A 15,393-nucleotide genomic window follows, 5' to 3' on the forward strand; every position below is an offset into this window, starting at 1 on the left:
ATTAGCTCTGAGACAGCGTCCACTCGGCGGTAAACTGCACCTTCACATCGCCGCTCCAGTAGCCGTCGGCAAGGGAAGCGAAAGGCGTCGCGGTGGTACCATTTGAGGTAGCGGAATCGACGGTAAACAGGAAGGCGCTCTGCGTGCTGGTGCGGTTATCTTTATCAGCATATCCCGCGATCAGCGCTTCCAGGCCTGCGGTAATATTATTGTTAATATCCATCATTTTCACCGGCGTGGATTTGGACAGCTTCTCACCGTTCCATGCCACGCCAATTTCCAGCGTTGAGTTATCCGTAGCGCGGGTCAGGGTGTTGGTCACCAGTTGAGAGGTTAAAACGAAATCGGACGCGTTCTCCTGCCCCTGAATGGTAATATCAAACGCCCCATCCTGTGAATTAAACGCTTTCAGACCTTCGGCATATTCAAAAGAGACGGAACGCAGCGGCGTAACGACCAACAGGCTGGTGGTATCTTTTGTTGCAGAAGCATCCCAGCTTGCCGTTGCGGAAGCCGTTACGTCCGCAGCCATGGCGCCGGAGCAAAAAAGAATGGACGTCGCGCATGCTGCCAGAAGAGACTTTTTCATTATATATCCTTAATAAACATTTCCAGATGTAGTGCTTTGGCGTTGCCGCCACAGAGATATTTTGCCCCGAGAGCAAAATAAGATTAATAACGGGCTATTAAAACGACGCTGCAGCGCTGAAGACATTCGACAAACGCTGAGCTAAATGTATATTGAAATTTCAATGCGGCGAAGTATAAATTCCCGACAGGCAGCTGTCTATTGCTGTCAAAAATAAGAATAATCGTCATTACATTCAGTAAAAGGCAACTGAGAGGATGATCTGCCGTGGTTTTAAAATAATCTGTTTAAGACTTTTCTCCTGACCATTGGCGAATCATCGCAGACCCCAGGATAAAACACGGCGTCGACCAACAGAAACAGCGCACAGGGATCGTTTTCAATCTGAGTTCAGTAGAAAAAAATGAAGGAATAGCCGAATGATGAATCAGGTAAACATTTCCCGGTGTAAATATATCCCCTGAAAGTTTCCTCCAGCAGGCTCTCATCATAAATATCGCTGGCGAAGAACAGTACAACAACCCATTCGCCAGTACCGATAAGTTTAAACTCAACCCGGATTTGTGACAGGCATCTCAGTTTATCAACAATGGCTAGACAGAAAGAACTCAGACATGCTAGTAATTAATTCAAGCAAGGGAACGGATTTAAATTAAACACCATTTAAACCCCACCCGTAAGGCTGGAAAAATTAATTGATAATGGTTTGGGTAGCTGAACGATTATCAAAAGGGTAAGTGAATCGAAGGCCCTCAGAGACGAAAGTCTCTGAGGGCCTTTTTGTTTTTTTTCTATCTCAGGAGTCAAAAATGTCTAAAGAACGTCGTCTCTCTCGCATTTTCGCAAAAGATGGTAAATCAGTCACTCTGGCGCTGGATGGCTACTATTTTTCGACCAAAACTAATGGTATTGATAATACGATAAACCAGCTCCCGGCCCTCGTCGACAGCGGTCTGGACTGCGCGCTGGTGACCTGGGGCATGTTGAAAAATTTCCGTGAAGTTTTCAATTGCGTCCCCGTTGTATTACGCGTCGATAGCACAGTGAGTATTTTTGACAATACCGTTCCCGATACCACCCCCGTATTTTCCATTGAGGACGCGCTGAAAGTGGCGGCGGAAGGCGTGGTGTGCATGACTTTTCCCGGCGCGTTCAATGAGGAGAAAACGCATATCATGGCGATGCAGCTGGCGCAGGCCGCCGACCGCTGGAACGTACCGCTGATCGTGGAATCCCTGCCGTACGGCTATCCCGTCACTAGCGACGACTCCAACAATCCGGCCGTTATCGCCGCCTCTGCCCGCATTGCCGTTGAACTGGGGGCTGACGTGATCAAAACCCGCTTCACCGGCACCGAGGACGACCGGCTTATCGTCGAAGCGGCCGGCGTGCCGGTGCTGGCGCTGGGCGGGCCGAAAACCGGGATTGACGGTTATTTTAAATTTGTTCATCACTGCATGCAGGTTGGTGCAAAAGGCGTGGCGGTGGGTCGCAATATCACTCAGGACCCACAGCCGGCAAAAGTAGTAGCAGGTCTGAATGCCATCATCCATGAAAATGCGACAGCGGAAGATGCCTACAGCCTCTATATGGCTAAATAACATCGGATATTAATATGCTCTTAAATAACACCATCATTCCTTCAATCAGAAAATATAAACATTTTGAACAGGCGCTGGCCTGCGCATCAGAATACGTACTGTTATCCGAAGCGAATATTGGCAATCTGCAATCGTTGATCGGTAAATGTCATCAGAGTGGCAAGAAAGTGCTTATTCACCTCGAGCTACTGGGTGGTTTTAAACCTGACCAGGCGGGTATTAGTTTGCTCAAAAATTACTACAAGGTTGATGGTGTTATTTCGTCCAATCTCTCGGCCCTACGCTATGCCAAAAAAGAGGGATTGTTAACTATCTTTCGGGTACTGCTCATCGACTCGCGCTCGCTGGATCACTCCATCGATATTGTTAAGCATAACCCGCCAGATGCTATTGAAATCTTACCTGCTGAATATGCCTGCCAGTGTCTGGAATTGATTAGCCGGAATTTAAAAGGCTTTGATGTGATATTCATCGCCGGAGGCTTTGTTAAGCGGAAATACCTTGTAGATAAAATTTTCCATGCCGGATTTAAAGGCATTACCACCAGCGAACCCGGTTTATGGTAACTCATAAGGAGTCCACGCGAATGAAACAACACTATGTCATGGGCATTGATAACGGCGGCACCGTTACAAAAGCGGCGATTTACGATCGCGCCGGCAACGTGGTGGCCAGCGCGTCGAAATCAACGCAAATGCTGACCCCGAAGGAATTTCATACCGAGCGGGATATCAACGAACTCTGGGCGGCTAACGTCGAAGTCATTAAAAAAGCCATCGCGCAGTCGGGTATCGACGCCAGCCAAATCAAAGGCGTGGCGGTAACCGGTCACGGCAACGGGCTTTATATGGTGGACGAAACCGGTGCCCCGGTGCGCAACGGAATTATCTCCACCGATAGCCGGGCTAAGGCCTGGGTAGAAAAGTGGTACCGCGACCCGACGTTTGTTAGCGATATTTTGCCCAAAACTATGCAGTCTATCTGGGCCGGGCAGCCCGTCGCCCTCCTCGCCTGGCTGAAAGAGAACGAGCCTGAAACGCTATGTAAAGCGCGCTACATTTTCATGGTCAAAGATCTGATTCGTTTTTATCTGACCGGCGAAGCTTTTCTCGAACTTACCGATATCTCAGGAACCAACCTGATCAACGTTCGCGACCGCGACTATGACGCCTCGCTGCTGGCCTGGTGGGGACTCGGCGATCTGCGCGATAAGCTTCCGCCCATCAAGCTCTCCACCGATTGCTGCGGTTACATTACCGATGACGTCGCGCATCTCACCGGTTTGTGTGCCGGAACGCCGGTCTCGGGCGGGGTGTTTGATATCTCGGCGTCATCTGTCGCATCCGGTATCAATACCCTGGATAAGCTGGCAATTATTACCGGAACATGGAGCATTAACGAATACGTGACCGACCATCCGGTTATTGACCAGGATCTCTTTATGACCTCGATTTATCCGATTGAGGGCAAATGGTTGATTACCGAGGCAAGCCCCACCTCCGCCAGTAATCTGGAGTGGTTTATCAATAACTTTATGGAGAGCGATCGCACCGCCGCCGCTGCGCAGGGATCGTCAGTCTACGATCTGTGCAATGAGCTGGTCTCCACAACCACGCCCGCGGAGAGCCACCTGCTGTTCTTCCCGTTTGTCTTCGGTTCCAACACCATCCCGGATGCCTCTGCGGGGTTTATCGGCCTGAATAGTTTCCACAAAAAAGCGCATTTTTTACGCGCGATATATGAAGGGGTTGCTTTCAGCCACCTGTATCACACCGAACGGTTGCGCAATATTAACCCGCAGCTCAGCCGCACCATTCGGATTGCGGGCGGCGTGACTAACTCAGCGGTCTGGCTGCAGATATTCGCCGACATTTTCCAGTCCACCCTGGAGATTGTCGACGTGAAAGAGCACGGCACGCTGGGCACCGCGATGACCGCCGCAGTAATGGTTGGCTGGTTTGATGACGTCTTTGCCGCCTCAAATGAGATGGTTCACGTTTCGCGAACGGTTACACCGGACCCGGACAGCAACAAGGTCTATCAGGATAAGTATCAGCTTTACAAAAACCTGCTATCGGAAATGCAGTCTCCGTGGAAAAGCTGCAGTAACTACATCACGCATTAAGTGAGGAAAGTATGGATCTGAATTTACACCACCGCACGGCTATCGTTACCGGAGGCGCTACGGGCCTCGGCAAAGAGTTTGTCCTTTCACTCGCCCGAGAAGGGGTCAACATCTGCTTCACCTATATGCGTGATGAGGAGCGCCCGGAACAGCTGATCGCTACGGTAAAAAGTAGCGCCAGCGTCGAAATTATTGCGGTGAAAACCGATCTTTCCGACGAGCATAGCCGGGAGAATCTTTTCGCGACCTGCCTCGAACGCCTGGGGAACGCCGATATTCTGGTCAATAACGCCGGGATCTGGCTGAGCGGTTACGTCACTGAAATCACCCAGCAGGAGTGGGATAGCGTGATGAACGTCAACCTGAAGGCGGTGTTCCACCTGAGCCAGCTGTTTGTCAACCACTGCCTGGCGAAAGATCAGGCCGGCAGTATTCTGAATATCACTTCTCAGGCGGCCTTCCACGGTTCAACCACCGGTCATGCTCATTACGCGGCCAGTAAGGCGGGTCTGGTGGCCTTCTCAATCTCGCTGGCGCGCGAGGTGGCGAAGCAGAAAATCAATGTCAACAACATCGCCGTCGGCATCATGGATACCGCGATGATCCGTAAAAACATTGAACAGAATCCTGACTATTACGTCAGCCGTATACCGGTAGGCCGGGTGGCCCAACCGCACGAAATTGCCGACATCGGCGTCTTCATGGTCTCACCGAAAACCCGCTATATGACGGGAGCGACTCTGGATGTCACCGGCGGTATGTTGATGCGTTAATTTATGGAGAATGATTATGAAATGTCTGGCAATTGCCGATCTGTTTATCAATGCAGCGATGATGGACGCGGGTCTGAAAGCGCTCAAAGATAAAGGTATTGCAGTTGAAGTACGCGAATGGTCGCACGAGTCAATTGAAAAACTGCAGGAGGATAATTTACTGGTTGAACAGCAAGGTTCTGAGGCGCTGGCGCTGCCTGCCGCTCTGCTTCAGGGTGCTGAGGAGACGGAGATCCTGATAGTCCAGTTCGCCCCGGTTAACGCGGCGGTATTCGACAAGCTGCCAAAGCTTAAATACGTCGGGGTGCTGCGCGGCGGCATTGAAAACGTTAATCAGGCGGAGGCAAAAGCGCGCGGAATTGAGGTGATGAACACGCCGGGGCGTAACGCCCGCAGCGTGGCGGAATTTACCGTCGGGATGATTCTGGCGGAAATGCGCAATATCGCCCGCTCACACGATGCGCTGCGCGATAAGTTCTGGCGCAAAGAGAGTCCTAACCACCGGGCCATTCCTGAACTGGGCGGCAAAGTGGTAGGTCTGGTCGGGCTGGGGCATATCGCGCAGCTGGTGGCTGGCTTCCTGCGCGGTTTCGGCAGCGAGATTATCTTTTACGATAAGTACGTCCCCGGCCATGAAAGTTATGAAAAGGTGGATACTCTCGACGAACTGGTGCGCCGTGCGGATGTGATTTCGCTGCATGCCCGTATGACCCCGGAAACGGAAAACCTGATCAACGCCCATCATTTTGAATTAATGAAGGAGAGCGCCATCATCGTCAACACGGCGCGCTCCGGATTAATTAATGAAGGCGATCTGATCGCCGCGCTTCGGGCGGGTAAAATCATGGGCGCTGCCCTCGACACTTTTGATGACGAGCCGCTGCCGGACGATAGCGCGTTTTATTCGCTGAATAACGTCACGATAACGCCGCATATTGCCGGCAGTACCATTGATGCCTTCAGCAATTCGCCGAAGATTTTTTCAGAAATATTGCTGAAGCAACTCGGTTAAATATTAAAAGAGCCGCTTAAGGTTTTTGCTACGGCCCATTGGGCACGGGTTCGCTCGCGCCCAATTCGGCCGCCTTTTAAGGAAATATTATGGATATTATCAACAGCATTATTAGCCTGGGGGCATCAGTGATGATGCCAGTAATATTCTTTATTATCGCACTGTGCTTTGGGGTTAAAATCGGCACCGCATTTAAAGCCGGGATGCTGGTAGGCATCGGCTTTGAAGGGGTGGGACTGGTGATCGGCCTGCTATTAACCAACCTCGGGCCGGCATCGCAGGCCATGGTAGAGCGTATCGGCCTGCACCTGACGGTGGTCGATACCGGCTGGCCGACCGCCTCGACTATCGGCTGGGGCTCGCCGCTGATGCTGCCGGTTGTGGTGGGATTTATCGTTATCAATATTGCCATGCTGCTGCTGAAATTAACCAAAACGGTAAATATCGATATATTTAACTACTGGATTTTCCTCATTATGGGTTCAGTCGTCTATGCCGGTACCGGTAACTACTGGCTCTCCGTCGGCATTACTTTCGGCATATTTATCTTAACGCTACTGGCGGCGGATTTAACCGCACCCTATCTGCAAAAAAACTATAATCTGCAAGGGATATCATTTCCCCATCTTACCTGTATAACCTACGTGCCGTTTGGTATTGCCTGTAACTATATTATTGATAAGATCCCGCTGATCAATAAAATTAATTTCGACCCGGAAAGCATTAATAAAAAATTCGGCGTCTTCGGGGAGCCACTCACTCTGGGCTTCGTGCTGGGGCTGCTGCTGGCCTTCCTGGCCGGGTACGATGTCTCGGCGGCGGTATCGCTGGCGATTAAAGTTTCCGCCGCCATGCTGCTGCTACCGAAAATGATCGAAATTTTAGTGCAGGGCCTGCTGATCGTGCGCGATGCCGCGGAAGCGAAGCTGAAGGCGAAATTCCCCAACCGCGACTTCTATATCGGCATGGATACCGCACTGCTTATTGGCGAACCTTCGGTGCTGGCAACCGGCCTGCTGCTGATCCCTATGGCGGTGGTGCTGGCGATTATTCTGCCAGGCAACCGCGTGCTGCCGTTTGTCGATCTGGCCTCCCTGATGTTCCTGCTGGCGATGGTAACGCCGTTTTGCAAACGTAATATGTTCCGCATGTTTATCACCGGCACGCTGGTGGTCACCTGCATTTTGTACGTCGGAACGGATATTTCGCGGGAATACACCCAGGCGGCGGTCAACTCTAATATTCCTGTGCCGGAGGGGATGGCGGAAATTACCAATATCGTTGGCGGAGCCACCACGCCGGTGGGCTGGCTGGCGGTGAAATTCGGCGAGTTTTTCACTACCGCGCCGTAAATTCCCTCTCTTCTCACTCTGCCCGGCGCGGGAAACGGCGCCGGGCTTTTTATTATCGCCCGCTCGCCACCATAAAAAATGCCTGCCAGGAGGGTAAGCTGGCAGGCATGGCTGATAAAAGGCTGAATTTTAGAACTGGTAAGTTATGCCCACGGCAACGATGTTATCGGTGCTGATGCTGGCATCTTTAGTGAACCTGGTGTCATCCAGCAGGTTGATTTTATAGTCCACGTAGGTAGACATGTTCTTGTTGAAGTAGTAAGTCGCGCCTACATCAACGTATTCAACCAGATCCTGGTCGCCATAGCGGCCCAGATCTTTGCCTTTTGATTTCAGGTAGGCGATGGACGGACGCAGGCCGAAATCAAACTGATACTGAGCAACCACTTCAAAGTTCTGCGCGGTGTTGGCGATATAGCCTTTACCGAACTTAGTCATGTTGCGGGTTTCCGCATAGGTGGTCGCCAGGTAGATGTTATTGGCATCGTACTTCAGACCGGCCGCCCACACTTCCGCTTTTTCGCCACGGGCGTAGAAGTCTGGATTGACGCGACCTTCCCTGACCTGCGCATCGGTACGATCGGATGCCGCGTAGGCCGCACCTGCGCTAAATCCTTCGTACTCATAGGTCGAGGCCATACCCCAGCCGTCGCCATGTTGTTTCGCCAGATCGCGGTCGTTGCCCTCTTCTTTACCCTGGTACTGTACGGCGATATTCAGACCGTCAACCAGACCGAAGAAACCGTTGTTACGGTAAGTGGCAACGCCGGTGGTACGCGCGGTGGCGAAGACGTCGGTCTGGGTCCAGGTATCACCGCCGAACTCCGGCAGCATATCGGTCCAGGCGCCGATATCATAGGCAACGCCGTAGTTACGACCGTAGTCCAGAGAACCAAATTCGCCAAACTTCAGGCCAGCAAACGCAAGGCGCGTTTTGTCGCCGGAGTTGTCGCCTTCAACGTTATTGGCGCTGAAGTTATATTCCCACTGGCCGTAGCCGATCAGCTGGTCGTTGATCTGCGTTTCACCTTTGAAGCCCAGACGGGCATAGGTCTGATCGCCATCTTCTGACTTATCGCTGGAGAAATAATGCAGGCCGGTCACTTTCCCATAGAGGTCGAGTTTGTTTCCGTCCTTGTTATACACCTCAGCTGCCTGCACGGTTCCTGCAGCAAGAAGTGTAGAGACGGCCACTGTTAGTAATTTTAATTTCATATTATTTCGTCCCTAACTATTAATAGAATATCAAATCTCAGATACCTTCTGAGCGAGACCATTATGCGATAATTCGCAAAGAGACTTGAAATTAAAAGTTCCGAATTTTTATACCAAATACAATAACTGTGACGAAAACGGTGGTTGTTAATTGACACACATCAATTAACCCCGTTCTGAGCCCGCAATTATTCTAAATCACACCTTGTACAACCCCTGGAATCAGCAGATTTAACCAAAATAAATAATTTCTCATAGGGAAATTCTAATGATAAGAAGAATTAAAGATTTCAATTTGTTAAAAACCATTTAAATCATAATGTTATGAATAATTATTTCATCAGAAAATCCTTAATCATAAACATCCTGATTCGCCAGATCGTGTTTTCAAAGGTATATTCTGATTTTCGCATTCAGAATTAATTCCAGTATCAAGATAAGCCCTGGCGTTATTGAAAGTTCTTTACAAAATCCACATTCATTATAGCCCGGCGGTTTAAGATTTGTTTAGAAATTGTGTGAAACGGATAGCAACGACTCTATTTTCAAGGGATGAAGGTGATGATGAATAAATTTAGTCCGGCGAATTGCCCGCAGACGTATGTTAATCAAAATATGATGGGGCCAAATGTATTAAGGCTGGTTGAAGAGCTTAGCCGCTCCCTGGAACTGTGGCCTGGAATGCGTATTCTCGATCTGGGCTGTGGGACAGGGTTATCTTCGATGTATCTGGCGACGGAATTCGGCGTGGAGGTGGTCGCGGCGGATCTGTGGGTTCGCGCCGACGATAACGCCCGGCGTTTTGCGGCAGCGGGCATGGACAATAAAATCACCCCGATCAATCTTGATATCAGCACCCTGCCGGGACTGGGTATTTTTGCCCGCGACGCCTTTGATGCCGTGGTCAGTATCAATGCCTGGCACTATTTTGCCCGCGATGCCCTGTTCTTTGACCAGCGCATTGCGCCTTATGTCAAAGGCGGCGGAACGGTGGCTATTGTCATCCCGGGTCTGCGCAGCAGCGATGCTGAAACGCGACCTGAAATCCATGCGCTCATTGCTAGCGGCATCGCCCTTTTTACCACCGACCGCTGGCGCGCAATCTGGTCCGGGAGCCAGCATCTTGCGGTCAATCACTGCCGTCATATGGCATCCGGCCGTCAGGCGTGGCTAGAGTGGCAAAAGTGCGATAATGATTTTGCCGCTACCGATGCCGCCATGAGAAGTGATGAGCTGGGTCAGCAGCTGCGCTTTATGCAAATCATTGGCCGGGTAAACAAATAAACCTGTAGCCTGCCATCGACGCTCGCCCAGCCGGAGAGTGGGCGCCGGAAGCGATGGCACGGTGATAGAACGGCGCACTGAAACCAGGAGGTTGACGGTAATTAACAAGATTAGCCTGCGCGCAGTATCATCGCGGGCAATTAGTCTGGGGTGAATTTATCAATCAGCGAAAAAGCGTGTAAATAATTAGACAGCGCCAACAGCGCATGAAATGAGTTAAAACCGAATTTATCAATTAATCTTCTTTTATAGTTGCTGTAGGCTTTAGGTGAGATGCCGAGCAGTTCCGGATAGTCTTTTGCCAGCACGTTAAATTTCATAATAAAAATATACTGGAATTCTCTTTCCGTTAGGGTGATGTCCTCACCGACAGGGATACCGTCAGTGACTCTGGCGATAATACTGGCGATGTGCGCGGTGCGCCTCTTGTTGATCAAGCAAATGATATTGCCTTCCACCTTGAAACACACAAAATTCTTTTTCATTTCAAAGCTATTTATCAAAAAATGAAACTGCGCATGGCTGCTGGATGAGTATCTGGTTAAGCACAGATCGACGAGATTCGCCTTTCTGACCGCTTTTATATCATTTATTTTCAGACGCATGGCTCTTTTAAAAAAATGATTATGGCTGAAAATAGTTAACATTCCGTTCCCTCACGAAAGTGCAATCATCCTTTATTGAAATGCGTATAATACGCGCCATGGGAATATACCCATGAGTGAAGCGGGTGAATTATAGGTTTGATTAATATTTATTGTCCAGACGAGCAAATTTCAGATAAATCCCCGTAAAATTTACCCTGTCGACATTTCGCGCCCCCGACGACGGCAACCATACCTCCCTTTTCTTTAGGATTTTTCTCATTAAACGTCAGTTGCGAAGAAATGAACAGGACAACATTCTGCCATGCAGAATATATTCAAACAATTACATTGGAGAAAACGCTTTATAAACAGATAAATTCGGTTACCAAGGTGTTGCACGTACCGCGACGTGACGGCGAGATCGAACTTCTGAGGGTTTGTTTGCCATTCGTTTAGGTGGCAGCAGATGAAAATGCCGGGCTTGCGGCCCGGCGCTGATAAAGATTATGCCCGGCTCCGGGCCAGCAGAATAATAATAAACAGTCCGCCGATGCCGGCCGTAATGATCCCAATAGGCAGCTCCTGCGGGGCCAGCAGCGTCCTGCTGACAATATCGCCGCCGCACAGCAGTACAGCTCCCCACACGCCGCATAAAGGCAGCAACCGCAGATGCTTAACCCCGGAAAAGTAGCGGCACATATGCGGCACCATCAGCCCGATAAAGCCGATCACTCCGGTTAAGGCCACCAGCAGCGATGTCGCCAGCGCGCAGCAGAAAAACACCTCCATCCGCAGGCGGCTGACGTTGATGCCCAGCGACTGCGCGGTCTGTTCTCCGGCCAACAGGCCATCCAGCGATCGCCAGCGTAACAGGATAAAAGCGCAGAGAAATAGCAGACTGAATACGGCATAAGGTAAATTATCCCACCGCGCCAGGCCGAGGCCGCCCAGCGACCAGAACAGCACTGAACTGGCGGCCCGCTGGTCGCCGGAGAAAATCAGATAGCTGGTCAGCGCGCCGAATAAAAAGGAGATAGCCAGCCCGCAAATGACTAAATGCTCGGCGCCGCGCTGCTTTTTAAAATGAAACAGCAGCATCACCGCCACCGCAGAGCAGATCCCGCCGACGAATGCCGACGCCGGCAGCGTCAGCACCCCTAGCCGCTCGCCGAACCGGGTAATCACCAGCACCGCCCCCGCCGATGCCCCGGAGGAGAGCCCGAACAGAAAAGGATCGGCCAGATCGTTGCGCGTGGTGGTCTGTAAAAGGCCGCCTACCATCGCCAGCACCGCCCCGGTCAGCACCGACAGCAGCGTTCGCGGCACGCGCAAATCAATGACGATACGGGCCATCATGTCCGAAACTGGCACATCAAGCAGCCGTAAAGCCCCCAGAACCTGCGTCATCGATAGCGGTACGCTGCCTTTCGCCACGCTGAGCAGCATCAACCCGGCTAACACCGGTAGCGCGCCCCACGCGGCCCAGTAGTAACGATATGGCGTTGAACTCATTGGTTAGCCGCTGGATACATCGCATGGGCCAGCTTTTCGGCCGCTTTAATATTCGCCGGACCGGGCGTCAGTTCAGCATACTGCAGCTTCAAATAACGCTGATGTTTCACCGCCGGGGTCTGCTTCATTAACGGATGATTTTCGAGGAAGCGGCGCAGCGCGTCGGCGCCGCTGCCGGTCTGATAGTCGAGAAGAATAATAAAGTCGGGTTCCGCCGTCGCGACGCTTTCCCATGAGGTGGTGCCCCAGCTTATTTCGAGGCCATCCATGACGTTTTGACCTCCGGCTGCTTCGATAATCGCGGTCGGCATAGCATAGCGCCCGCTGGTAAAGGGCTTGTCTTCGCCGGAATCATAAACAAACACCTTCAACGGCTGCACGCCCTGCGGCGGCCTGGGCAGCGCATTGAGCGTTTTTTTCCAGCCGTCGACCAGCGCCTGCGCTTCCCGCTGTTTGCCGAAAATTTTGCCCAGCGTCAGCTCATCGTTATACAGCAGGTCCATGCTGGCTTTTCGTTTGTCCTTAGCGGTAAACACGCAGCTCTCACTCAGAACAAAGGTCTTGATACCGTATTTAGCCAGCACGGAAGGGGTGACTTCTCCGCCCACTTTCATGCCGTAATTCCAGCCCGCGAAAAAGAAGTCCGGATTAGCCGCCAGCAGCGTTTCCAGCGAGGGATACTTCGGCGCCAGCTCAGGAATCGCCCCCATCTGCTGTTTAAATTGCGGCGTCATTTTGTACCATCCGCTAATCCCGGTTAAACCCACGATACGGTCCTGTAAACCGAGAGCAAAAGCCATTTCAGACATATTTAGATCGTGTATGACCGCCCTTTTCGGCGCCTGGGTAAAGGTTACGGGCGTTCCGCAACTCTCAATGGTGACAGGAAAATCTCCTGCGTTCGCCGCTGTAATAGAAAAAACCGCCATCATGCCGGCAAGCCATTTATTCATTCTTCGTCATCCTCAAAATTGATTACGCATAGCCTGGAACTTCAAAAATCCGCAGCGCCTTCCCGGTCTCGGGATGCGGCACGGTAAAGCTGGTTAAGCCGAAGACGGGATAGAGCTGTTCCGAAATAAGGACGCGCTCGGGCACATCCCAGGCTGCGGCGCGCCCCTGCGATAAAAGCAAAACCCGGTCGGCAAAGGACTCCACCAGCGAAAGGTCGTGCAATACCGCGACGACCGTGATCCCCTGGTTTTTAACTAAAGAAAGAAGCTCAACCCGACCCGGGGGATCGAGATGGTTGGTAGGCTCGTCGAGCAACACCAGTTCTGGCGACTGGGCCAGTACCCGCGCCAGCGCGGCGCGCTGCCTCTCACCGCCGGATAATGCCGATAGCGAGCGCGTTCGCAGCCTCTGTAGTCCCGTATCATTAATCGCCCGGGTCACGATGATGTCATGGTCACGACGCGACATCTCCCTGGCGTGGGGGATCCGCCCGAGGGCGACATAATCCTCAAGCGCCAGCCGCATATCCGGGGAATCATTCTGCGCAAGGACCGCGATCTGCCGGGCACGCTGCTGGCGGGTTAACGCTGAAACCGAGCGGCCATTCAAGCGAATCTCGCCCTCCCGCGTCGTCAGCTGCTGATCTATCGCCCGTAATAAGGAGGTTTTGCCGCTGCCGTTAGGCCCAATCACCGCCAGGCACTCTCCTTTTCTGGCGTGGAAATGAATATCCGTAAGAAGCGCGCCGCCGCCAGGACGCGGTAGCGATGCAATATTGACGCTAAGCACCGCTTCACTGGCCCTACTCCCGTTTGTCAAACGCCTCTCCATTAGCCTATTCTCCTGCTCTCTGCCGAGCGGCCTGGCAAAATGCGCTCGCAATCAATTATTCTTACCCGCATAGATGATAATCATTATCATTTAAAAAGAAAGGTTAATAGTCACATATTTTATAATGCTTTATTTGTTATGATATAACATATCAATTATTGCCGGGCGTTGGCAACCCGCGATCGATAATACTGCCCGGGAGAGGCGTTAGGTTCTGGCGGAGTTGTATTCAGGCCGACGCTGTGTTCTATTGCCAGCCCACTCGGCGGTTTTGAAAGGAAAGTTCAGGATGAAAACGGTAGAGTTTTTGCTTTATACCCTTAAACCCGGTACCGGGAATGATTTTCACCGCGTAATGCAGGAGCAAAGCGCCCCCCGCCATCGCGCCGCCGGGATGGATATCGTCTCCTTTGGCAATTCGGTGGAAGACAACGACGCTTATTACCTGATTCGGGCTTATGACGACCTGGCGCATTTAAACGCTTCCCAGGAGCGCTTTTACAGTAGCCCCGCGTGGCGCGAAGGCCCACGTCAGGCCATCATCGACATGATTGCCGTAAGCGTAAAATCGGTTATGGTTCTAAGCGCCAGCGCGGTTGATGGCCTGCGAAACGGCTGACCGGCACAGGGGCTGACGCGGGCCGACAAGTAAAGGGCTTTGTTGCTGTCGGAGAAGGTGACGGTTCTCAGTCAATGCGGAGACCGCCCCTGATCCTGTCGCTGAATTTAGATCTGATTGAGCGAGGCAAGAAAGCCCTGCGGCGTATTGTCACCCAGTTTCTTTTGCGCCCGTCCCTGGTTCCACAGCGTGCACAGTCGCTGCAGCGTTGCGTCAGGCTCATCCAGCGCCGGGATAATATTAGCCAATCGTTCGCTAAGCTGTACCGCCCCGCACTCCTCCGCGATCACCGTTGTGCATGACAAATCCGCGCGTATCGGTTCGAAGCCCTTATGAGCATAAGTCTCAAGACATTGTATCTGCGCCGGACAGGCTTCCAGCGCCTGGTTCAGCCAGCTATCCACCAGCGCGGGCGAAATGCCGGAATAGATACGACCAAAGCACCAGCCGCTGATCGGCTCCTGCGCCCACAGCAGATGATGCTCGCCGCCATCGTCCATCGACAGCGCGAGCTGCCGGTAATGCAGCGTCAGAGTATCCGGCCTCATTCCCGCTTTTAACGCTTTCTTTCCCTGCGGCGCGGCGTTTTTTCGCCCTTCATGGGCCGGGCGAAGATAGCGGTTTAGCGTGGCCCGTGAAAGGGTGATACCCAGCCCTTCATTCACCATAAACAGCAGCTCGTCCAGCGGCGCACGCAGTATATCGCGCAGGGCGTTAATCAGCGCCTCCTGCTCTTGTCTCAACACTTTGTGTATCAGATGTGGCGTGGTGTGATTATCTGAAATCTGGCTGCGGTTGCGCCAGCGACGAACCGTAGTGATTGATATACCCAGTTCCTGCGCCAGTTCGCGGTCGCTTTTCGTCGACTCCTGGAGATATTTTCGCGTTCTTGGGGTGGTGGTGGCGTTGGCATGCAGCTTTATTTCCATACAATCCTCG

At 52.0% G+C, this 15,393-nt stretch carries 15 protein-coding genes; 8 read left to right on the forward strand and 7 right to left on the reverse strand.

Going from position 1 to position 15,393, the window contains the following annotated elements; genetic code table 11:
* Position 1 precedes the first annotated feature (1 nt).
* Positions 2-589, reverse strand: coding sequence for a common pilus major fimbrillin subunit EcpA (locus ABLV12_RS25535; protein WP_004113189.1), 588 nt, complete (start codon positions 587-589; stop codon positions 2-4).
* Between the two features lie 809 nt (positions 590-1,398).
* Here ABLV12_RS25535 and ABLV12_RS25540 point away from each other — a divergent pair.
* The 6 genes from ABLV12_RS25540 (at position 1,399) to ABLV12_RS25565 (ending at position 7,452) form a co-directional block, all read left to right on the forward strand.
* The gene (locus ABLV12_RS25540; protein ID WP_004102230.1) at positions 1,399-2,190 is read left to right on the forward strand and encodes a phospho-2-dehydro-3-deoxyheptonate aldolase; all 792 of its coding nucleotides are present in this window, start codon (positions 1,399-1,401) and stop codon (positions 2,188-2,190) included.
* A 14-nt stretch (positions 2,191-2,204) separates the two neighbouring features.
* A complete protein-coding gene (locus tag ABLV12_RS25545) occupies positions 2,205-2,756 on the forward strand; it encodes a glycerol-3-phosphate responsive antiterminator (RefSeq protein WP_004102232.1) in 552 nt (183 codons plus the stop codon).
* Positions 2,757-2,776: 20 nt separating this feature from the next.
* Positions 2,777-4,315 (forward strand): FGGY-family carbohydrate kinase, encoded by a 1,539-nt coding sequence (locus ABLV12_RS25550; RefSeq protein ID WP_064395906.1) that lies wholly within the window; start codon positions 2,777-2,779, stop codon positions 4,313-4,315.
* A gap of 11 nt (positions 4,316-4,326) precedes the next feature.
* Positions 4,327-5,088, forward strand: coding sequence for an SDR family oxidoreductase (locus tag ABLV12_RS25555; protein WP_004102236.1), 762 nt, complete (start codon positions 4,327-4,329; stop codon positions 5,086-5,088).
* 16 nt (positions 5,089-5,104) lie between these two features.
* Positions 5,105-6,100, forward strand: a complete 996-nt coding sequence (locus tag ABLV12_RS25560; protein WP_064344369.1) for a 2-hydroxyacid dehydrogenase — start codon at positions 5,105-5,107, stop codon at positions 6,098-6,100.
* A gap of 89 nt (positions 6,101-6,189) precedes the next feature.
* The gene (locus ABLV12_RS25565) at positions 6,190-7,452 is read left to right on the forward strand and encodes a PTS transporter subunit IIC (protein ID WP_004113196.1); all 1,263 of its coding nucleotides are present in this window, start codon (positions 6,190-6,192) and stop codon (positions 7,450-7,452) included.
* A gap of 129 nt (positions 7,453-7,581) precedes the next feature.
* On the opposite strand, the gene ompC is transcribed toward ABLV12_RS25565, so the two are convergent.
* Positions 7,582-8,667, reverse strand: a complete 1,086-nt coding sequence (gene ompC / locus ABLV12_RS25570) for a porin OmpC (protein ID WP_017145831.1) — start codon at positions 8,665-8,667, stop codon at positions 7,582-7,584.
* Between the two features lie 561 nt (positions 8,668-9,228).
* On the opposite strand from ompC, the gene ABLV12_RS25575 reads away from it, so the two are divergent.
* Positions 9,229-9,951, forward strand: coding sequence for a methyltransferase domain-containing protein (locus tag ABLV12_RS25575; protein ID WP_016807433.1), 723 nt, complete (start codon positions 9,229-9,231; stop codon positions 9,949-9,951).
* A gap of 140 nt (positions 9,952-10,091) precedes the next feature.
* On the opposite strand, the gene ABLV12_RS25580 is transcribed toward ABLV12_RS25575, so the two are convergent.
* From ABLV12_RS25580 to ABLV12_RS25595, 4 genes are all read right to left on the reverse strand, one after another.
* A complete protein-coding gene (locus ABLV12_RS25580) occupies positions 10,092-10,598 on the reverse strand; it encodes a hypothetical protein (RefSeq protein WP_064395903.1) in 507 nt (168 codons plus the stop codon).
* 444 nt (positions 10,599-11,042) lie between these two features.
* Positions 11,043-12,050 (reverse strand): iron ABC transporter permease, encoded by a 1,008-nt coding sequence (locus tag ABLV12_RS25585; RefSeq protein ID WP_064395902.1) that lies wholly within the window; start codon positions 12,048-12,050, stop codon positions 11,043-11,045.
* Positions 12,047-13,003 carry an ABC transporter substrate-binding protein gene (locus ABLV12_RS25590; RefSeq protein WP_017145830.1) on the reverse strand — a complete coding sequence of 319 codons (957 nt, stop codon included), beginning with the start codon at positions 13,001-13,003 and terminating at the stop codon, positions 12,047-12,049. Before ABLV12_RS25590 ends, ABLV12_RS25585 begins: the two co-directional genes overlap by 4 nt.
* 22 nt (positions 13,004-13,025) lie before the next feature.
* Positions 13,026-13,835, reverse strand: a complete 810-nt coding sequence (locus ABLV12_RS25595) for an ABC transporter ATP-binding protein (RefSeq protein ID WP_064395900.1) — start codon at positions 13,833-13,835, stop codon at positions 13,026-13,028.
* A 289-nt stretch (positions 13,836-14,124) separates the two neighbouring features.
* Between ABLV12_RS25595 and ABLV12_RS25600 the strand changes: the two genes are divergently transcribed.
* A complete protein-coding gene (locus ABLV12_RS25600) occupies positions 14,125-14,454 on the forward strand; it encodes an NIPSNAP family protein (RefSeq protein WP_023321000.1) in 330 nt (109 codons plus the stop codon).
* Between the two features lie 107 nt (positions 14,455-14,561).
* On the opposite strand, the gene ABLV12_RS25605 is transcribed toward ABLV12_RS25600, so the two are convergent.
* A complete protein-coding gene (locus ABLV12_RS25605; RefSeq protein WP_016807432.1) occupies positions 14,562-15,383 on the reverse strand; it encodes a homeodomain-like domain protein in 822 nt (273 codons plus the stop codon).
* Between the last annotated feature and the right edge of the window lie 10 nt (positions 15,384-15,393).

Origin of the sequence: Klebsiella sp. CN_Kp100 (assembly GCF_040065315.1) — a bacterium.
Classification (GTDB): domain Bacteria; phylum Pseudomonadota; class Gammaproteobacteria; order Enterobacterales; family Enterobacteriaceae; genus Klebsiella; species Klebsiella oxytoca.